Below are 19,165 nucleotides of genomic sequence, written 5' to 3' on the forward strand. Positions count from 1 at the left end.
ATGTTGGTCTTAACAAAACGCTCTCAAAAAAAACCCCTTCCCAAACCCCCTATCGCTGCGGGGGGGGGTTTTTTTTTTTCCCCCCCCCCCATCTTTTTTATCCCCCCCCCCCCCCCCCCCGAGCCCGGAATCCATCGGGCAGCAGACCGAGAGGTGAAATGGATTCCGGGCTCGCACCAAGTGGCGCACCCCGGAATGACGGGACTACACCGCCCGGCTGTGCAACTGCTTCGCGGGATCCAGATGCGCGTCGAACGCGGCTGCGACGCTGCGCACGAGAAAGCGGGAGTCCTTGGCGACTGCGATGCGGGCGCCGTCGAGTTTCACGACGCCGTCGGAAATCAGCGGCTTCAGACGCGACGCCGATTTCAGCATTGCCCCGGCCTCTGCGCCATGACGCGCGCAGATATCGCCGAGATCGGCGCTGAACTCGCACATGATGCGTTCGATGATGTCGGCGCGCAGCCGGTCGTCGTCGGTGAGGCCATAGCCTTTCGCGGTGGCCAAATGGCCGGCGGCGATGCTCTGCGCATAGGCGCCGATCTGCACCTCGTTCTGGACATAGCCCTGCGGCAAATGTCCGATCGCGCTCGCGCCGAAGCCGAGCAGAACTTCGCCCTGGTCGGTGGTGTAGCCCTGAAAATTGCGCCGCAGCGTGCGTTGCTCGAAGGCCACGGCCATGGAATCGCCGGGTCGCGCGAAATGATCGAGCCCGATCTGCACGTAGCCGGCCTCCTTCAACGCATTGGCGATCGCGCAGGCTTGGTCGTGGCGCGCAAGGCCGTCGGGCAGCACGGCCTCGTTGATCATGCGCTGGTGCTTCTTGAAAGCAGGCACATGCGCGTAGCCGAACACCGAGAAGCGGTCGGGCCCAAGCTCGAGCGAACGTCGCACCGTATCCAGGCACGAGGCAACGGTCTGGTGCGGCAGTCCGTAGATCAGATCGAAGTTGATCCCCTTGATGCCGGCGTGCTGGAGCATGTCGACCACGGAAGCCGTCTGCTCAAAACTCTGCACCCGGTTGATCGCGCGCTGCACGACAGGGTCGAAGCTCTGCACGCCCAGGCTCGCGCGATTGACGCCGGAGAGCCGCATCGCCTCGACCATGTCGGAAGTCAGCGTGCGGGGATCGATCTCGACTGCAATCTCGGCCGACGGCAGCACGAAGAACGATTGCCGCATCGCCGCCATCAACTCGGCAAAAGCCTCCGGCGCCATGATCGTCGGCGTGCCGCCGCCGAAATGGATGTGCTCGACCTTGATGCGCCGGCCGATCGTCTCGGACACCTGCGCGATCTCGCTGCGCAGCGTACGCAGATAGGCCGCGATGAGACCGTCTCGACGAACGATCTGGGTATGGCAGCCGCAATACCAGCACATCTCGCGGCAGAACGGCACGTGCAGATAAAGCGACGCGCTGGCCGCCGCCGGGAGCTCCGCCAGCCAGCGGGCGTAAGCCCCCGCGCCGATCGCCGGCGAGAAATGCGGTGCGGTCGGGTAGCTCGTGTAGCGCGGCAATCGTTCTTCGCCGTAGCTCGCCGCAAGATCGGCCCTCATATCTTACCCATTCGTCAATCAATGCTGCGCAGCGGGGCGGCGCATCCCGGATGGCACCAAATTACCCGTTTTCGGGTGCGAAACCTTGCGCTCGCTCAAAGTCCGAGCACGGGATAAGAGCCATGGTGACATTTGATTGTTGCCCTCTGGAGACAGGTTATGGCGTCGTTCGCGCTCGATCTCGTTCTGTGGCTCACCGGCGTTCGCGGCCATATCCCGCGCTTTGACGATTTTCGTCCCGTCCCCACGACGCCCACCGTTGGCGCCAGCCACCTGGTACGCGTAATGGTCATCACGGCCGCCGTCTTCGCCGCGCTGTCGCTCGCGGTTTGGGGCACGGTCTGGATTGCGATCCAGTTGCTCTAATCGACGACAATCCATTCGCAATAAACGCAGCTGAACATGCGAACGATTTGCGGCCGACGCGACTGACGTCGCGAGTCGTCACGTCTTTCGTATCGCCGATGCGATCTTCGACAAACTCCTAAGGATTTTACCGGAGGCGAATTCGGCAAAAGCTTGTCGCAGCACAAACACACTTGCCGCGATCGGCGCACACTGCATTCCGTCATCAAAACCATTTCAGATGAAGGATGCTTCCGATGTTCACCCGCCGAGCCGCATTGATCAGCGCCGCCGCAACCGCCCTGATGCTGGCGACACCCGCCTTGGCTGCCGATGATCTCAAACTGCCGCGCCAGAAGGTCGAGCTGGTCGCTCCGCCCTTCGTGCATGCGCACGAGCAAGCGACCAAGCAGGGTCCCAAGATCGTGGAGTTCACGCTCACGATCGAGGAGAAGAAGGTCGTCATCGACGAGAAGGGCACCACGTTCCAAGCGATGACCTTTAACGGCTCGATGCCAGGTCCGATGATGGTCGTGCACGACGGCGACTATGTCGAAACGACGCTGGTCAATCCCGCAACCAACTCCATGCCGCACAACATCGACTTCCATTCCGCGACGGGCGCGCTCGGCGGCGGTGCGCTCACGCTGGTCAATCCCGGCGAGCAGGTCGTCTTGCGCTGGAAGGCGACCAAGACCGGCGTGTTCGTCTACCATTGCGCACCGGGCGGCCCGATGATCCCCTGGCATGTCGTCTCCGGCATGAACGGCGCCGTGATGGTGCTGCCGCGCGACGGCCTCAACGACGGCAAGGGCCACGCACTGAAATACGACAAGATCTACTATGTCGGCGAGCAGGACATGTACGTGCCGCGCGACGACAAGGGCAATTTCAAGTCCTATGAATCGCCGGGCGAAGCCTTCACCGACACCGAAGAGGTGATGAAGAAGCTGATTCCCTCACATGTCGTGTTCAACGGCAAGGTCGGTGCGCTCACCGGCAAGAATGCGCTGACCGCCAATGTCGGCGAGAACGTACTGATCGTGCATTCGCAGGCCAACCGCGACAGCCGTCCGCATCTGATCGGCGGCCATGGCGACTATGTCTGGGAAACCGGCAAGTTCTCCAATGCGCCGGAGACCGGGCTCGAGACCTGGTTCATCCGCGGCGGCTCGGCGGGAGCTGCGCTGTACAAGTTCATGCAGCCCGGCATCTACGCCTATGTCACGCATAATCTGATCGAGGCCGCCGACCTCGGCGCCACCGCGCACTTCAAGGTCGAAGGCAAGTGGAACGACGATCTGATGACGCAGGTGAAGGCGCCTGCGGATATCCCGGCGCCCAACACCAACTAGACGCGACGAGGGGCCGGTGATGACCGGCGCCTTCTTCCCTGGGGGACGACCATGCTGATCGCATTCAAGCTGAAACTGCTACTCGCCTGTGCCGCCGGGTTCGCGGGGCCGATCGCGGTGCCGCTGGTGTCGGACATCGGGACTCATGGCGCCGCGACGGAGCCCGCCATCGTCAGGGTCGCGCCAGGCGGCCTGTCCTATCGCGAGGCCGGCGATTTCACGCGTGCCGGGCAGCAGGCGGAAGCGCCGCTGCGCACGATGCGCTTCGAGAGGCCGATGCACATCATGCGGCATCAGGTCTCGTCATCCGACTATCAGATTTGCGTGCAGGAGGCCGCTTGCCGCGCGCTTGATCGCGGCGTGGCCATCGCCTCCGATCGGCCTGCGGTGCAGGTGAGCTGGCACGATGCCGAGGCTTATGCGGGTTGGCTCTCGCGCAAGACCGGTCACAGTTACCGCCTGCCGAGCGACGTGGAATGGGCCTTTGCCGCGGGCTCGCGATTCAGGGACGACGGCCTTCCGGTGGACGCAACAGATCCATCGAAGCGCTGGATCGGCCGCTACGAGCGTGAATCCGAGCGTGACCTCTTCGACACGACAGCCTATCCGTTCGGCAGGTTCGGTTCGAACGAGCACGGCATCGAAGATCTCGCCGGCAATGTCTGGGAGTGGACCTCGACCTGCTTCGTGCGCTCGCGCACCGACGCGGCCGGCAATACCGGCAAACCGACCGTGAACTGCGGCGTGCGCGTCGCCGAAGGCGCGCACCGCGCCTATGTCACCGATTTCATCCGCGACGCCCGCGCGGGCGGCTGCGCACAGGGCGTCCCTCCCGCCAATCTCGGCTTCCGCCTGGTTCGAGAGGAAACGTCCTGGGTCGCAAGCGTGTCGGCGCGGTGGAGCAAGACGTGGGCAGCGAGGTCGTAGCGGATCTAAACGCGAGGAAAGATCGACGCCGGCGCCTCATATTCAGTCATTGCGAGCGCAGCGACTTGTCCGCCGAAGCCTGGGCGAAGGCGGAAGCAATCCAGAATCTTTCTGCGGAGACAGTCTGGATTGCTTCGTCGCAAGAGCTCCTCGCAATGACGAAATTGCGGCGCGCGCCCGGCGCTCAACCGTCACTACACGCGCGGCGTGCTCAGATCGCCCGCACGAACATGCGAAAGCCCGGCGCACCGATGATCGCCTCGAAGGCAGGATCGCGCTTCTCCTCGGCAAGGACGAAGCCGGCCTTGGCATAAGCGCGCTCGGCGGGCTCGTTGCCGATCAGGAACGATATCGTCACCCGGGCAAATCCAGCTGCCCGCCCCTTCTCCAGCGCATGCGCGATCAGTGACTGCACCAGGCCGCGGCCGCGACAGGCGGGATCAGTCGCGACATACTCGATCATCCAATCGCCCTCGCCGCCCTGAACCCAGCAGGCGCGCGTGTAGCCGGCGCGTTGACGAATGGCCTCCAGCTCTGCCGGGGCGAGCCCGGATGCGGCTGCGACTTCTTCGATCGCACGCCAAGCCGCTGGTCCCGTGCCGGCCGCCGGTAGCGCACACAAGGCGGCAGCAGGCTTGCCATCGATCTCGGCGACCAGAAATTGCGAGACGTGCCACATCGACACTGCGCGGGCGACTGCGATGCGCGCGATGAAAGCGCGGCACTGTGTTTCAGGCCAACCGAGCGCAACGTCGAACCAGCCGCGCGGCCGGTAGCCGCGCTGCGATGACAGGATGGTTTGTGCGATGAAATCGGCGTCTTCGGGACGCGCAGACCGTATCGTCATGCGCGCCCCTTCGCGAAAACCTTACGTGTTCTTCAGCGCGACGCGGAATTCGGCTTCGGTCTTGGCCTTGACCTCGTCGAGCGAGACGCCGTCGGCGAGCTCGATCAGCGCCATGCCGCCGTTGCCGTGCTTGTCGATGGTGAAGACGGCCAGGTCGGTCACGACCATGTCGACCACGCGCTCGCCGGTCAGCGGCAAATTGCACTGCTTCAGGAGCTTTGGACCGTCCTTGGCCGAATGCTCCATCACCACGACCACGCGCTTGACGCCGGCAACGAGATCCATCGCGCCGCCCATGCCCTTGACCATCTTGCCGGGGATCATCCAGTTGGCGAGATCGCCGTTCTGGGCCACCTGCATGGCGCCGAGGATCGACAGATCCATGTGGCCGCCACGGATCATGCCGAAGGAATCCGCGCTCGAGAAATACGAGGTCGACGGCAGCTCGCTGACGGTCTGCTTGCCGGCGTTGATGAGATCGGCGTCCTCTTCACCCTCATAGGGGAACGGGCCCATGCCGAGCATGCCGTTCTCGCTCTGAAGGCTGACGTCCATGCCGTCGGGGATGTAATTCGAGACCAGCGTCGGGATGCCGATGCCGAGATTGACGTAATAGCCGTCACGCAGTTCCTTCGCGGCGCGCGCAGCCATCTGTTCACGGGTCCAGGCCATCTTAGTCTCCTGATCTCAAGCTGCCGTGCGCGGGCGGGTGTTGCGGAATTCGATGCGCTTCTTGGCCGTTCCGACCTCGACGATGCGCTTGACGAAAAGACCGGGTGTGTGGATGTGGTCGGGATCGAGTTCGCCGGCCGGAACCAGATGCTCGACCTCGGCCACCGTGACCTTGGCGGCCGTCGCCATCATCGGGTTAAAGTTGCGCGCGGTCTTGCGGTAGATGAGGTTACCTGCGGTGTCGCCCTTCCAGGCGTGGACGATGGCGAGGTCGGCGAACAGGCCGCGCTCCATCAGGTATTTCTGCCCGTCGAATTCCTTCACTTCCTTGCCTTCGGCGATCAGCGTGCCGACGCCGGTCTTGGTGTAGAAGGCCGGAATGCCGGCACCGCCGGCGCGGATGCGCTCGGCCAGCGTGCCCTGCGGATTGAATTCGAGTTCCAGCTCGCCGGCGAGGAATTGCTGGGCGAACAGCTTGTTCTCGCCGACATAGGACGAGATCATTTTCTTGATCTGACGGGTTTCGAGCAGGCGGCTGAGGCCAATGCCGTCGACGCCGGCATTGTTTGAGACCACCGTCAGGTCCTTGACGCCGGAGTCGCGGATCGCGTCCGACAGCGTCTCGGCGATGCCGCAAAGGCCGAAGCCGCCCGACATGATCATCATGCCGTCTTTCAGAACACCCTCGAGAGCCGACTTGGCGTCGGGATAGACCTTGTTCATGCAAATTACCTTCGAGTGAACCTTCGGCTTGTAGGCGTCGCGCCTTAGTGGCGGCGATTATTAGGCGAAATCGTCCGAAGCCGTCAATGATACGGGGTTCTCCGCTCCGCCCCTGGGTGATAGAAGCTGCCCAAGCCGTAGGCGCAACCGTTCCCGCGGCCTTGAAAGCGACAAGAAAACCCATCAAGTTGCGGCACTTAACACAATAGGTCTTGGGCGTGGGGCGCGCAGGTTTCCCGGCCCGCCTTCTGGCTCCAGCGACCAACTCGATCAGGACATGCCATTGACCATGGCCCAAGGAATGAAGCGCCTCGGGACGCCGATCGCGGCGCTGCTCGGCGTGGCGCTGATCGCCCTGATCGCGACCTCATGGCTCATCAACCGCGACGCGCTGCGCAAGGCGGTGGAAACGCAGATCCGCGACGTCACCGGGCTCGAGGTCAATGTCGCAGGCGCGATCGACATCTCGGTGCTGCCGGCAAGCTACATCTCCTTCCATGACGTCGGCCTGAAGGGCGGCGGCACCAGCGATCCCGCGCTCCATGTCGACGTGCTCACCGCGAACCTGCGGCTGCTGCCGCTGCTGCTGCAACGGTTCGAGATCGCCGACCTGACGCTGCTGCGGCCGCGCATCCATGTCAGCCTGAAGCCGGACGGCGAAAGCAACTGGACGCCGTTCATCCAGACCATCGCGCGCACCATGAAGCCCGGCGCCGAGAATCAAGTGTCGTTCTCCGAGATCCGGATCCAGGACGGCGTGCTCGATTACGAGGACGCCGCCATGCACGGCACCGAGAAGTTCGAGGACATCGACCTCTCGCTGGCCTGGCCCTCGATCTCGCGCTCCTTCGCTGCGACCGGACAATTCGACTGGCGCGGCGAACGGGTCGACGGCTCGATCAGCTTTGCCGATTTCGTCGCCGCGCTCTCCGGCGAGCGCTCGGGGTTGAAGGCGCGAATCGCGAGCGCACCGCTCAAGCTCGCCTTCGACGGCAGCGTCGCCAACCGCACCAGCCCGATGATGGAGGGCACGCTCACCATCGACAGCCCGTCCTTGCGCAACGCGCTACGCTGGACCGGCCAGCCGCAGCCCGCCAGCGGCGGCTTCGGCCGCTTCGCGTTGAAGGCGCGGGCCAATGTCGTCGGCGCGTCGATCGCGCTCACCAATGTCAATGTCGAGCTCGACGGCAACACCGCTGAGGGCGTGATGACCTACGCCAATAACGGCCGGCAGACGCTGCAGGCGACGCTCGCAGCTGACGCGCTCGACTTCACACCCTATATCTCGACCTTCCGCCTGCTCGCGAGCGGCGCGCGCGACTGGAACAGGCAGCTGTTCGATCTCAACGCCTTGTCGACCACCGACCTCGACATGCGCCTGTCGGCCGCCAAGCTGACGGTCGGGGCGTCGAAACTCGGCCGCACCGCGATCGGCGCGAATCTGCGCAACGGCACGCTGGCGCTCTCGGTCGGCGAGGCCCAGGTCTATGGCGGCATCGCCAAGGGCTCGTTCGGCATCGCGCGCTCCGACACCGTGGCCGACATCAAGGCGCAATTCCAGTTCACCGACGTCGACCTTCAGGCCTGCGCCTCCGAGCTGTTCGGTATCAACAAGCTGTCCGGGCGCGGCAACATCAACGTCTCGCTCGTCGCGTCCGGCTCGAGCCCGTTCGGCCTCGTACAGTCGCTCGACGGCAGCGCCACCGTGACCGGGCATGATGGCGCGATCGCGGGCTTCAATGCCGAGCAGCTCCTGAAGCGGCTCGAGCGGCGGCCGCTGTCCGGCGGCGGCAATTTCCGCAACGGCTCGACCCCTTACGACAATCTCACCATCGCGGTGAAGTTCTCCGACGGCATCGCCACCGCCGAGGACATCCGCGTCGAAGGACCGGCGGCGAAGATCACGATGACCGGCACCGCCTCGGTGCCGACCCGCGAATACGACATGAAGGGCGTGGCCAGCCTCAACAGCGCGTCGGGGTTCGAATTGCCCTTCGTGGTGCAGGGCCCCTGGGACGACCCCCTCGTCTTCCCCGATCCGGAAAGCCTGATCCGCCGCTCGCCGGCCTCTGCGCCCCTGCTCGACATGCTGAAAGACCGCAAGCCGGGCGACGCGGTGCGCTCCGCGATCGAGCGCATCACCGGCACCGGAAAACGTCCCGCACCCGCCGAAGCGCCGACGGCGGAGAACGCCAAGGAAGGCGCGAAGTCGAACTAGTCCTGAGCGGATCGCGGACGCGGAACGCCTCCGCCAACGCATAAGAGCCGTCCGTATTTCGCCACGATGGTCTCATACCTGAGGTTGAAGCAGGAGGAGACATCGCCCAATGGGAAGCTTTGGAAGATGCCGGGTGGCCGCCGTTATTGCGGCACTCGCGCTGGTCACCGTCGCGAGCGCCTCGCATGCGCAAGACGTTTCACGACCGGAGTCTGTTGATCGCCCCTCCGCTCTTCTCCTTCCTGCCGGGAAGGTCATTTTCGACGCCGCGGTGGCTCGTGCCAACAGGGGCACAAACGGCTTCGGCCTGCCCCCTTCGTTCCCACTGCCCTCGTGCGGATTTCCTGATGGGCTTTGCGGCGCGGTGAACCGCGACGGCACGCTTGCTGTGCCGGCCGAATACGATTGGGTCGATACCTTCCATGAAGGGCGCGCGCTGGTGCGATCGAATGGTCGCTATGGCTATGTCGACACAAGCGGTCATGTGATCGCAAAGCCGCAATATCCGATTGCAGATCGCTTCTCGCACGGATTTGCGCAGATCGACGTCGGCGGCCGATCCGGTCTGATCGACCTCGACGGCAACACCGCGCTCGAGCCGAAGTTTGGCTACGTCATTCCCTTCACCGAGAAGGTCTTCTTTGCCACCGAGGGCCGGACCACGTCAGGAGGCATCGCGGGCACGGAGCAGTTCAGCCATGGGATTTTCGAGTTCGTCGGCGCGATCGCCGACAGCAGAGCGGTCACTGCGACAGGCAAATGGGGCCTCGTGGACCGCTCCGGCGCCTGGCTTGTTCCGCCGTCTCCCAACGCGATCCTGCCTTTTGACACCGAAGGTACGGCGCTCATGCTGGCGAGGGTCGATTCAGGATGGGGTGTGATACGTCCCGACGGAAGCTGGGAGATCGAACCAAAATTCCAGCAGCTTGGTTCGTTTGTTGATGGGATGGCCCCCGCAAAGGTCGATGACCATTGGGGTTTCATTGATCGCGCGGGACGCCTCAAGATCGAGCCGAAATTCGAGAACGTCCATCAATTTGTACACGGCGCGAAATTTACCCCAGCCCGCCTGAACGGCCGATGGGGCCTGGTAGATCGCACCGGCGAATGGGTCGTCCAGCCCCAATACGAAAACATATCTCTGAAGGGGACTGCGCCATGGTCGTGGGACATTCAGAACGAGAAGAAGCATGGCTATCTCGATGAAAACGCCAAGCTCATTGTCCCGCCCCTATTCGATTTTTCGGTCGGGCGATGCGCCAATGGACGCATTGTCGGGGAGATCGACAGGCAGCCGCGAATTCTTGATGAGAATGGCAAGTCGATCGAGCCGCAGGAGGGTGAGCTATCGAGGCCGGTGACCTGCGACGGACCTTATATCCTCAAGATCAGCGGTAAATTTGCCTATGCGGCAGCCGATCTCACGCCGATGACGGCACAGCGGTTTGACCGTGCCGGCCCTTTCGTCGGCTCTCTTGCTGTCGCCGGTTTTGGGGACAAATTCGGATTGTTGAGAACTGACATCACCTGGGCCATAGAACCCACGCTCGATGCGATCTCTCCAGGCTTGCCGAATGGTTCGGTTCTAGCGCGGCTGGACGACAGGAACGGCATCATCGATGCCTCGACCGGTGCATGGATCACCAAGCAGCCTTTCGAACGCATCTGCCACATCAGGCCTGATATGGCCATGGCATTCGAGGGGGGTAAACGCGGCATCCTTGATGCCCATGGCTCCTGGCTAATCAAACCGCGAGAGGGACGGATGGGCATTCGCCTCGAGGATGGCTTGGTCCCGGCCCAATCGGGCGGGCATTGGGGCTTCATGAATGTGGAAGGAAAAATGGTGATCGAGGCGAGATTCGATGCACCGACGTTTTTTGATCGTGGCATCAACTGGACCAGTACCGACGCCTCTTGGTGTCCGATCGACCGCAGGGGACAGCCGATCGAAGGCCTTCAATGCCAGCCGTCGGACCCGCTAAAGAGACAGTTTGGCGTATTTGCATGTCAGCTCGGGCCCTGAGACCTCACGCGAATTGATCAGGGCGAATTGATGCGGCGATTGGATCGATGCCGCACATTAAGCATCTCCTCTCGCCCGACACCCCACGACCTATGTCTGACAAGAAGCCGCTAGATCGGATAGCGGCCATGCGCTAGTGTTTTATACGACCGGTTAAAAACACCGGCCGTTTGAGGGAGAAAAACGTGAAATCCAAGGTTATTGGCGCAGTATCACTGGCGGTCGCTGCGGCCGGGCTGCTTGCAGCCGCTGCACCCGCATTTGCGCAGCAGAAGACGATTACGGTCTGGTGGGGCAAGGGCTTCTACCGCTCCGAAGACGACGCGCTGCTCGAGACGATCAAGAAGTTCGAAGCCAAGACCGGAATCAAGGTCGAATTGTCGCAGTACGCGATCCAGGACATGATTCCGAAGACGGTCGCCGCGCTCGATGCCGGCACCGTGCCCGACGTCGCCTATTCCGACTCTTATGACGTGCAGGCCCAGGGCAAGTGGGCCTACGAGGGCAAGCTCGAGGATCTCACCGACGTCATGGAGCCGATCAAGGGCCGGTTCGTGCAGAACACGCTGGACGCCTCGATCCTCTATAACGACGTCACCAAGAAGAAGGCCTATTACGGCTTCCCGCTGAAGCAGCAGAGCATGCACGTCCAGATCTGGAACGACATGCTGGAGAAGGCCGGCTTCAAGCAGAGCGACATTCCGACCGACTGGGCGGGGTACTGGACGTTCTGGTGCGACAAGGTGCAACCGGGAATCCGCAAAGCCACTGGCCAGCGCATCTACGCCGTCGGCCAGCCGATGGGCGTAGAATCCACCGACGCCTTCCAGTCGTTCTACACCTTCATGGATGCCTACCACGTCAAGCTGGTCGACGACGACGGCAAGCTCACGGTCGACGATCCCACGGTCCGCGAGAACCTGATCAAGGCCATGAAGGACTACACCGACACTTATATCAAGGGCTGCACGCCACCGTCCTCCACGACCTGGAAGGATCCGGACAACAACGTCGCGTTCCACAACAAGACCATCGTGATGACCCACAACTTCACGATCTCGATCGCGGCTAAGTGGTATGAGGACTCGCAGAACCAGGCGCTCACGCAAGAGCAGCGCGACGCCGGCAAGAAGGCTTATGAGCAGGACATCATCACGGCGTCCTTCCCCAAGGCGCCGGATGGGTCGACCATCCGCTACCGCTCCGACGTCAAGACCGGGCTGGTCTTCAGCGTTGCCAAGAACAAGGCCGAGGCCAAGCAGTTCATCAGCTTCCTGCTCCAGGAAGAGAACGTTCGCCCCTATATCGAGGGCGCGCTCGGCCGCTGGTTCCCGGTGACGAAGGAAAGCCAGGCCAGCCCGTTCTGGCAGGCCGACAAGCACCGCAAGGCGGTGTACGCCCAGTTCACGGGCGGCACCGCGCCGTTCGATTTCACCAAGAACTGGAAGTTCACGATTCTCAACAACGAGAACGTGTGGGCCAAGGCGATGAACCGGGTGGTGAGCGAGAAGGTTCCGGTCGACAAGGCCGTCGACGAACTGATCGCCCGCATCAAGCAGGTCGCGGGTTAAGTCATCATCCCCTCGCCCCGCCCAGCGGGTGAAGGTATAAGAACAGTACCGGCCGTGTTTCGCGGCCGGCAACTCTTTGAAGAGTCCAAAAAGAATGGCGATTACGCTCTCTGGTGATCAGTCGATCCCCGCACCGCCCTTGTCGTCGCGGCTGACCCCGACGCAAATCTGGGGCATCGTGCTGCTCGCACCCTATTTGCTCGTTTTCCTTGCCTTCGTCGTCTACCCCGTCTGTTACGGGCTATGGCTGGCGCGGGCCCCGTCGAATTATGTCGCGCTCTATAACGACCCGATCTTCGCGCGCGCCGCCGTCAACACGCTGATCTTCCTGGTCATCGGCATCAACATCAAGATGCTGATCGCGCTGTTTTTGTCCGGCTTCTTCGCGCAGCAGCGCACCTGGATCAAATGGCTCTCGGTGGTCTTCATCCTGCCCTGGGCAGTGCCGTCAATTCCGACCATCCTGTCGGTGCGCTTCATGTTCAACCCCGAATGGGGCATGGTCAACCACCTCATCTTCAACTTGACCGGTGATGACGGCCCGAACTGGCTGAACGACCCGACCGTGGCGCTGACCATGGCAATCGGCGTCCACATCTGGAAATCGCTGCCGTTCTGGACGCTGATCCTGATGACCGGACGGCTTGCGATCGCGCAAGATCTGTTCGAGGCCGCCGAGGTCGACGGCGCCAGCTGGTGGCAGAAATTCCGTTACATCACCTGGCCGTCGCTGCAGATGCTCTACATCACCTGCACGCTGCTCTCGATGATCTGGACGCTCGGCGACTTCAACAGCGTCTATCTGCTCACCGGCGGCGGCCCGGCCGACCTCACGCACGTGTTGTCGACACTCGGCATCCGCTATCTCCGGCTCGACCAGCTCTCGCTCGCGATGGCCTCCATCGTCTGCGCGATACCGTTCGTCCTGCCGCTGATGTACTTCATGATGAAACGGTTGTCGCGATGAAGCTTCCCTCTCTCCGTGACGTCGCGACCGAGGCGCGGCTGCTCCTGATCGGCATTCCCGTCCTGCTCTGGACGATGATACCGATCTATCACATGTTCCTGTTCGCGATCTCGCCGAAGGAGGACGCGTTCTCGGGCAAGCTGTGGCCGGATCATCCGACGCTGCACAACTTCGAAATCGTGTTCAAGCAGCAGCATTACTTCCTGCGGGACTTCTACGTGCAGTTCTGGAATTCGCTGGTGATCGCGGCAGCCGTCGGCGTGCTCACGCTCGTCATCGCAACCGCGGCTGCGTTCTCGATCTCGCGGTTGCGCGTGCCCGGCGGGCGCATCGTGATGAACCTCGCGCTGTTCACCTATTTCATCCCGGCAGCGTTCCTCGCGGTGCCGATGTATCGCACCATGGGCAATTACGGCCTGCTCAACAATCATTGGTCGCTGATCCTGGCCATGGTGACGATCGCGAGCCCTTATGCGATCTGGGTGCTCAAGCAGGCCTCCGACAAGCTGCCGGTCGAGCTGGACGAGGCCGCGGTGATGGACGGCGCGACGACTCTCCAGATCTTCCGCCTGGTCTACTTGCCGCTGATGATGCCCTCGCTGGTCGCGATCGGCACCTATGCGGTGCTGCTCGCTTGGAACGAATATCTCTACGCGTTCCTGCTGCTCTCAAACGATCGCGAGATCACCCTCCCTGTCGCGCTCGGCAACTTCCTCGCCGCCGACGACTCGCCGTGGGAGCTGTTGATGACGACCGGCTTCATCTACGCGCTGCCGCCGGCCGCCATCTACTACGCCTTCCGCCGCTACATGGTGGGCGGGCTCACGGCGGGTGCGGTGAAGTCCTAAACATCGGCCGCGCGCTTGCTGCGATATGCGATCAGAAGCGCGACCGTCGAGCCGATGAAATAGCCGGCGGTCGCGCCCGAAATGGCGCGGCCGGCGATGAAGGCCACCGCGCGATCGCCCGCATCGATCGCCGAGATCACGCCAACCGTGTACTGCAGAGAGAACACGACGAGGTTGCGGACCAGCGCAAACGCGCTGCCGGGACGAATGATCTCCCCGGTCGTGTGATCGACATCGAACGGACGCGGCGTCAGGACGCCGAGCGGCAGTAGCGCCAGTGCCGCCGCGATCCAGGCGATCAGCGGCCATGTGCCGTCGTGATGTCCAAAGCCGATCCGTGAGACGCCCCAAACGATGAACACGGCCGGCACGATCAGCGCGCGCCAGATCGGCGTCCTGCGCGGCTGCATCGCCTTGATGCCCTGCCAGACCAGATAGGCGAACAAGGGCCAGACCCAGAGCGGCGTATGGACGAGGACCTGGTAGGTGAATATCACAATGCCTCCCCTCTCAAAGCGGCGCCGCGCTTTCGCCCTGCGAGCTCGACAATTTCGAGGCGAGCGAGGCGATCACGATGACGACCGCGATCAAGGCGATCACCAGCGTGCAGATCGCGTTGATCTCGGGCTTCACTCCCAGCCGTACCTCTGAATAGATCCGGATCGGCAGCGTCGCGGAGCCCGGGCCGGTGGTGAAGCTCGCGATCACGAGATCGTCCAGCGACAGCGTGAAGGCGAGCATCCAGCCCGCGACGATCGCGGGCGCAATCAGCGGCAGCGTCACGGCCACGAACGCCCGCACGGGGTCGCAGCCGAGGTCCATCGCGGCCTCTTCTAATGAACGGTCGAGCGAGCCGAGGCGGGACTGCACGACGACGGCGACGAAGCACATCGTCAGCGTGGTGTGGGCGATCGTCACCGTCCAGAAGCCGCGCTCGGCGTTCAGCGCCACGAACAGCAGCAGCAGCGACAATCCGGTGATCACCTCCGGCATCACCAGCGGCGCATAGAGCATGCCGGAGAACAGGGTGCGGCCGCGAAACCGCTCGCCGCGCGACAGCGCCACGGCGGCGAGCGTGCCGATCAGGGTCGCAATGGTCGCCGACGAAACCGCGACGCGCAGGCTCATCCAGGCCGCCTCGATCATGGCGCGGTCATTGAAGAACTCGTGATACCAGCGCAGCGACCAGCCACCCCACACCGTCACCAGCCGCGAGGCGTTGAAGGAATAGATCACGAGGATCAGGATCGGCAGATAGAGGAAAGCCAGACCCAGCGCGAGCGAGACGACGTTGAAGCGGGACAGGCGGGAGACCTTGCGCATCGCCTCACCGCCCCTGTTCCAGCTGCCGCTTCTGCAGCCGTTCGTACAGCAGCAGCGGGACCAGCAGCACCACCAACAACACGATGGCCGCGGCGGAGGCGACCGGCCAGTCCTTGTTGGTGAAGAATTCGAGCCACAGGGTCTGACCGATCATCAGCGCATTGGAGCCGGCCAGGAGATCCGGAATGACGAACTCGCCGACGATGGGGATGAAGCACAGCAGCACGCCGGCGCCGACGCCGGGCAGCGACAGCGGGAAGGTGACGAGCCAGAACACCTGCCAGCGCGGTGCGCCGAGATCGGAGGCGGCCTCCTCCAGCACCGGCTCCATTTTGGCGAGCGTGGCATAGAGCGGCAGGATCATGAACGGCAGGTAGGAATAGACGATGCCGATATACATCGCGCTGTCGGTGGAGAGCCACACCACCGGCTGGCTGACGAGATGCAACGCAAGCAGGATCTGGTTGAGCAGGCCGTCATGCTGGAGAATGTTGATCCAGGCATAGATGCGGATCAGGAACGAGGTCCAGAACGGCACGATCACCAGCACCATCGCCACGGCCTGCCAGCGCGTCGGCAGCCGCGCCATGCCGTAGGCGATGGGATAACCGATCAGGAGCAACAGCGCGGTCGCGGTGACGGCGACGGTGAGGCTACGCACATAGGCGAACACGTAAATATCGTCGGAGACGAGCAGCCTGAAATTGTCGATCGACAGCGCAGCAAAGGCGGCCTTCAGCGCCCCCCATCCCGCCATCAGGTCGAACACCGGCTCGTAAGGCGGCTGCGCGATCGCCGTCTGCGACAGGCTGATCTTCAGCACGAAGCCGAACGGCACCAGGAAGAACAGCACCATCCAGACATAGGGCGCGATCGCGGCAAGGCGAGCGGGTCGCGCAAAAATGCGGCGCGCGGTCATGACGGCAGCACCACGCAGTCGTCGGGCGTGAACCAGGCGACGACAGGCTGGTTCAGGCTGTAGGCGTCGACATCGAGGCGCGCGCTGTTGGCGACCGAAGCCTGCAGCATCCCGCCGGCGTCCAGCTTCACCTTGTAAGTGGTGGTGCCGCCGAGATAGGAGATGTCGGCGATCACGCCGTCCAGCTGGTTGATCGCCGTTTCATGACCGGCTTCCCGCACCGGACCACGGCGCGACAGCTTGACCTTCTCGGGGCGGATCGCAACCGATAATCTGCCCTCGCCGAACGGCTCGCGCGGCTCCGCCACCACCAGCGCGCCCGCATCGCGCGTGCCGATGACCAGACGATGACCGTCGCGCAATTTGGACTCGGCGTCGAACAGGTTGACGTCACCGACAAACTCCGCGATCCAGCGCGAGCGTGGCGCCTCGTAGAGCTCGCGCGGGCTGGCGACCTGCGCGAGCTTGCCGTCCCTCATCACACCGATCCGGCTCGCCATCGTCATCGCCTCTTCCTGGTCGTGGGTGACGATGATGAAGGTCATGCCAAGCCGGCGCTGAAGCTCCATCAGCTCGCCTTGGGTGTTTTCGCGCAGCTTCTTGTCCAGCGCTGCGAGCGGCTCGTCGAGCAGAAGCAGCTGCGGGCGTCGCGCCAGTGCGCGCGCCAACGCCACGCGCTGGCGCTGGCCACCGGAGAGCTGATCGGGCTTGCGCTTCTCGAGCCCTTCGAGCTTCACCAGCGCGACCATCTCCGCAACGCGCGTGGCGATGTCGGCGCGCGCCATGCCGGCGCGCTTCAGGCCGAAGGCGATGTTGTCGCGCACCGACAGGTGCGGAAACAGCGCGTAGTTCTGGAACATCATGTTGATCGGCCGCTCATGCGGCAGCGCCTGCGCGATGTCCTTGCCGCCGAGCAGGATGCGCCCTTGATCCGGCGCTTCGAAACCGGCGAGCATGCGCAGAAGCGTGGTCTTGCCGCAGCCGCTGGGCCCGAGCAGTGCAAAGAACTCGCCGGCCTTGATGTCGAGCGACACGCCGTCGACGGCCCGGAACGTCCCGAACGACTTGGCGACGCCCTCGATGCGCAGCAGCGGCTCGCCGGCCGCGAACTGCGTCTCTCCAACCGCAGCCGCAGCCGCGTCTGTTCCGGGCAACTCGTCAGTCATGGTCCCTGCCAACCCCAATCCCGCCGCACGCTAGCGGCCGATCGTCCCCAGCTCAACCGGTTCGGGAGTAGCGTCCACTACAGCCCCGTAGCCCGGATGGAGCGCCAGCGTAATCCGGGACGGTCTGTCAGCGGTGAGACTTTCCCGGATTGCGCTTCGCTCCATCCGGGCTACCACTGACTAGCCCACACCCGCCATGAACGCCGCCAGCGCATCGCGGTCAGCCTCCGGCATCGTCAGGCCGAGCTTGGAGCGGCGCCACAGGATGTCCTCGGGAAAACGCGCCCATTCGTGGGTCATGAGATAGCGCACCTCGGCGCCCGTCAGCTCGGGACCGAAGGCGGCGCCGAGATCGTCCCGGGTCTTCGCCTCGGCAAGCACGACCGATAGCCGCGAGCCATAGGCCGCGACGAGGCGTTGGGCCTGCGTCTCCGACAGAAAGCGCCAACGGTCGCGCGCAAGATCGACCTCGGTGTCGAAACGGTCCCAGGCAAAATCTCCGCCGGGCAGCGCCGCGCCGGCGGTCCAGGGCGGCGACATCGGATAGAACGGCGTCAACTTCGTCACCGCGCGCTCCGCCCGCAGGCGCGAGGTGGTGACGTCACCGCCGAACATCGTGATCAGCGGCGCCTTGCGCCGCCGCGCGTCGAACAGCGTCGTGCCGTCACGCCGGCGCGCGGACGCCAGCGTCAGGTTGACGCCGGAGACCGCGCGCACCACGTCGGTCGGGGCAACGCGCTCGCGGAAATAGCGGCTCGCCGCTTCGCAGAGATAGCCGACATCGGCCCCCGGCATCGCGACGATCGCGGGATCGCCGGTGAAATCGTGCGTTACTGTTCCGATCAGGGTGAAATCGCGCTCGATAGGACTCGCGAAGATCAGCCGGCCATCGCTGTTCTGGAAGACGTAGACGTTATCGGAATCAAACAACCGCGGGACGATGATCTGGCTCATCTGCGTCGCCACCATGGCGGGTTGCGGCTGCCGCAGCACGGTCTCGGCGACCATCGACGTCCAGCCGCCGGTGGCGTTGGCCAGTGCCCGGGCCGTGATCGTGCGACGATGGCCGCGGTCGACCACCGCGAGCCGCCATGTATCGGTTCGATCGGCACGCACACAGCGCGCTCCAGTCCGAATCACGGCGCCGCGCTCGGCCGCATCCAGTGCCGTGAGCACCACCAGTCGGGAATCGTCGACGACGCAGTCCGAATATTCGAAGGCCGTGCCGAACGGTCGTTTCAGCGCGTTGCCGACCGGATGATGCGTGATGTCGAGGGTCGCCGTTGCAGGCAGGCCGCTCCGGCCGGTGAGGCTGTCGTAGAGGAATAGGCCAACGCGCAGCAGCCATGGTGGGCGCTCGTCGGAATGCGCCGGGATCACGAAGCGCATCGGCCGAACCAGATGCGGCGCGATCCGCAGCCAGGTCCGGCGCTCGGCGAGCGACCGGCGCACCCTTCGGAAGCCGCGCCGTTCCAGGACCGAGAGATCGCCGTGGATCAGCCGCGGTGTTGCCGAGGACGCCGCGCCGCCGAGATCGCCCTGCTCCAACAGGATGACCCGCAGGCCGCGGCCGGCGGCATCGCGCGCGAGGCTGACACCGTTCAGGCCGCCACCGATGATCGCAAAATCGTAATCCGCCATAAAGCCGTCGAATGGGAGCGAAAGAAACGCCCACCCTCACTAGAGCCATTTCCGTTCCGA

17 protein-coding genes are annotated in these 19,165 nt (G+C 63.7%); 8 read left to right on the forward strand and 9 right to left on the reverse strand.

Going from position 1 to position 19,165, the window contains the following annotated elements; all coding sequences use genetic code 11:
- Positions 1 to 204: 204 nt before the first annotated feature.
- A complete protein-coding gene (gene hemN / locus AC0L3A_RS11435) occupies positions 205 to 1,557 on the reverse strand; it encodes an oxygen-independent coproporphyrinogen III oxidase (RefSeq protein ID WP_473254378.1) in 1,353 nt (450 codons plus the stop codon).
- A gap of 159 nt (positions 1,558 to 1,716) precedes the next feature.
- Here hemN and AC0L3A_RS11440 point away from each other — a divergent pair, with 159 nt between their 5' ends.
- From AC0L3A_RS11440 to AC0L3A_RS11450, 3 genes are all read left to right on the forward strand, one after another.
- Positions 1,717 to 1,923, forward strand: a complete 207-nt coding sequence (locus AC0L3A_RS11440) for a hypothetical protein (protein WP_219681678.1) — start codon at positions 1,717 to 1,719, stop codon at positions 1,921 to 1,923.
- 236 nt (positions 1,924 to 2,159) lie between these two features.
- Complete coding sequence (gene nirK, locus AC0L3A_RS11445; protein WP_473254379.1) at positions 2,160 to 3,257, forward strand: copper-containing nitrite reductase; 1,098 nt, start codon at positions 2,160 to 2,162, stop codon at positions 3,255 to 3,257.
- Positions 3,258 to 3,308: 51 nt separating this feature from the next.
- A complete protein-coding gene (locus AC0L3A_RS11450) occupies positions 3,309 to 4,184 on the forward strand; it encodes an SUMF1/EgtB/PvdO family nonheme iron enzyme (protein ID WP_473254380.1) in 876 nt (291 codons plus the stop codon).
- A 211-nt stretch (positions 4,185 to 4,395) separates the two neighbouring features.
- Here AC0L3A_RS11450 and AC0L3A_RS11455 read toward each other — a convergent pair whose 3' ends face one another.
- The 3 genes from AC0L3A_RS11455 to AC0L3A_RS11465 are packed head-to-tail and all read right to left on the reverse strand — an operon-like array spanning position 4,396 to position 6,426.
- Positions 4,396 to 5,031 (reverse strand): GNAT family N-acetyltransferase, encoded by a 636-nt coding sequence (locus AC0L3A_RS11455; protein WP_473254381.1) that lies wholly within the window; start codon positions 5,029 to 5,031, stop codon positions 4,396 to 4,398.
- A 21-nt stretch (positions 5,032 to 5,052) separates the two neighbouring features.
- Entirely contained in the window at positions 5,053 to 5,703 is a 651-nt protein-coding gene (locus AC0L3A_RS11460; RefSeq protein WP_027570379.1) for a CoA transferase subunit B, read from the reverse strand.
- A gap of 15 nt (positions 5,704 to 5,718) precedes the next feature.
- Entirely contained in the window at positions 5,719 to 6,426 is a 708-nt protein-coding gene (locus AC0L3A_RS11465) for a CoA transferase subunit A (RefSeq protein ID WP_007596238.1), read from the reverse strand.
- A 289-nt stretch (positions 6,427 to 6,715) separates the two neighbouring features.
- On the opposite strand from AC0L3A_RS11465, the gene AC0L3A_RS11470 reads away from it, so the two are divergent.
- The 5 genes from AC0L3A_RS11470 to AC0L3A_RS11490 all read left to right on the forward strand — a co-directional run bounded on the left by AC0L3A_RS11470 (position 6,716) and on the right by AC0L3A_RS11490 (position 14,056).
- Positions 6,716 to 8,644 (forward strand): AsmA family protein, encoded by a 1,929-nt coding sequence (locus AC0L3A_RS11470; protein WP_007596239.1) that lies wholly within the window; start codon positions 6,716 to 6,718, stop codon positions 8,642 to 8,644.
- A 133-nt stretch (positions 8,645 to 8,777) separates the two neighbouring features.
- Entirely contained in the window at positions 8,778 to 10,670 is a 1,893-nt protein-coding gene (locus AC0L3A_RS11475) for a WG repeat-containing protein (RefSeq protein WP_198288254.1), read from the forward strand.
- Between the two features lie 185 nt (positions 10,671 to 10,855).
- Positions 10,856 to 12,241, forward strand: a complete 1,386-nt coding sequence (locus tag AC0L3A_RS11480) for an ABC transporter substrate-binding protein (protein ID WP_007596242.1) — start codon at positions 10,856 to 10,858, stop codon at positions 12,239 to 12,241.
- Between the two features lie 94 nt (positions 12,242 to 12,335).
- Positions 12,336 to 13,208 (forward strand): carbohydrate ABC transporter permease, encoded by an 873-nt coding sequence (locus tag AC0L3A_RS11485; RefSeq protein WP_007596244.1) that lies wholly within the window; start codon positions 12,336 to 12,338, stop codon positions 13,206 to 13,208.
- A complete protein-coding gene (locus AC0L3A_RS11490; RefSeq protein WP_007596245.1) occupies positions 13,205 to 14,056 on the forward strand; it encodes a carbohydrate ABC transporter permease in 852 nt (283 codons plus the stop codon). Before AC0L3A_RS11485 ends, AC0L3A_RS11490 begins: the two co-directional genes overlap by 4 nt.
- Here the strand turns inward: AC0L3A_RS11490 and AC0L3A_RS11495 are convergent.
- The 5 genes from AC0L3A_RS11495 to AC0L3A_RS11515 form a co-directional block, all read right to left on the reverse strand.
- A complete protein-coding gene (locus tag AC0L3A_RS11495; RefSeq protein ID WP_007596247.1) occupies positions 14,053 to 14,553 on the reverse strand; it encodes a DUF6622 family protein in 501 nt (166 codons plus the stop codon). The genes AC0L3A_RS11490 and AC0L3A_RS11495 overlap by 4 nt on opposite strands.
- Before the next feature lie 13 nt (positions 14,554 to 14,566).
- Complete coding sequence (locus AC0L3A_RS11500) at positions 14,567 to 15,379, reverse strand: ABC transporter permease (RefSeq protein ID WP_007596248.1); 813 nt, start codon at positions 15,377 to 15,379, stop codon at positions 14,567 to 14,569.
- A 4-nt stretch (positions 15,380 to 15,383) separates the two neighbouring features.
- On the reverse strand, positions 15,384 to 16,298 hold the full coding sequence (locus tag AC0L3A_RS11505; RefSeq protein ID WP_473254382.1) for an ABC transporter permease: 915 nt from the start codon (positions 16,296 to 16,298) through the stop codon (positions 15,384 to 15,386).
- Complete coding sequence (locus AC0L3A_RS11510; protein ID WP_473254383.1) at positions 16,295 to 17,464, reverse strand: ABC transporter ATP-binding protein; 1,170 nt, start codon at positions 17,462 to 17,464, stop codon at positions 16,295 to 16,297. Before AC0L3A_RS11510 ends, AC0L3A_RS11505 begins: the two co-directional genes overlap by 4 nt.
- Positions 17,465 to 17,644: 180 nt before the next feature.
- Positions 17,645 to 19,105 (reverse strand): glycerol-3-phosphate dehydrogenase, encoded by a 1,461-nt coding sequence (locus AC0L3A_RS11515; RefSeq protein WP_473254384.1) that lies wholly within the window; start codon positions 19,103 to 19,105, stop codon positions 17,645 to 17,647.
- Positions 19,106 to 19,165: the final 60 nt, after the last annotated feature.

The organism is Bradyrhizobium sp. MI1.3, from assembly GCF_055811695.1.

Coding starts and splice junctions, on each gene's coding strand:
- hemN (WP_473254378.1), bottom strand. CDS start 1,557: ATGAGGGCCGATCTTGCGGCGAGCTACGGCGAAGAACGATTGCCGCGC.
- AC0L3A_RS11440 (WP_219681678.1), top strand. CDS start 1,717: ATGGCGTCGTTCGCGCTCGATCTCGTTCTGTGGCTCACCGGCGTTCGC.
- nirK (WP_473254379.1), top strand. CDS start 2,160: ATGTTCACCCGCCGAGCCGCATTGATCAGCGCCGCCGCAACCGCCCTG.
- AC0L3A_RS11450 (WP_473254380.1), top strand. CDS start 3,309: ATGCTGATCGCATTCAAGCTGAAACTGCTACTCGCCTGTGCCGCCGGG.
- AC0L3A_RS11455 (WP_473254381.1), bottom strand. CDS start 5,031: ATGACGATACGGTCTGCGCGTCCCGAAGACGCCGATTTCATCGCACAA.
- AC0L3A_RS11460 (WP_027570379.1), bottom strand. CDS start 5,703: ATGGCCTGGACCCGTGAACAGATGGCTGCGCGCGCCGCGAAGGAACTG.
- AC0L3A_RS11465 (WP_007596238.1), bottom strand. CDS start 6,426: ATGAACAAGGTCTATCCCGACGCCAAGTCGGCTCTCGAGGGTGTTCTG.
- AC0L3A_RS11470 (WP_007596239.1), top strand. CDS start 6,716: ATGGCCCAAGGAATGAAGCGCCTCGGGACGCCGATCGCGGCGCTGCTC.
- AC0L3A_RS11485 (WP_007596244.1), top strand. CDS start 12,336: ATGGCGATTACGCTCTCTGGTGATCAGTCGATCCCCGCACCGCCCTTG.
- AC0L3A_RS11490 (WP_007596245.1), top strand. CDS start 13,205: ATGAAGCTTCCCTCTCTCCGTGACGTCGCGACCGAGGCGCGGCTGCTC.
- AC0L3A_RS11500 (WP_007596248.1), bottom strand. CDS start 15,379: ATGCGCAAGGTCTCCCGCCTGTCCCGCTTCAACGTCGTCTCGCTCGCG.
- AC0L3A_RS11505 (WP_473254382.1), bottom strand. CDS start 16,298: ATGACCGCGCGCCGCATTTTTGCGCGACCCGCTCGCCTTGCCGCGATC.
- AC0L3A_RS11510 (WP_473254383.1), bottom strand. CDS start 17,464: ATGACTGACGAGTTGCCCGGAACAGACGCGGCTGCGGCTGCGGTTGGA.
- AC0L3A_RS11515 (WP_473254384.1), bottom strand. CDS start 19,105: ATGGCGGATTACGATTTTGCGATCATCGGTGGCGGCCTGAACGGTGTC.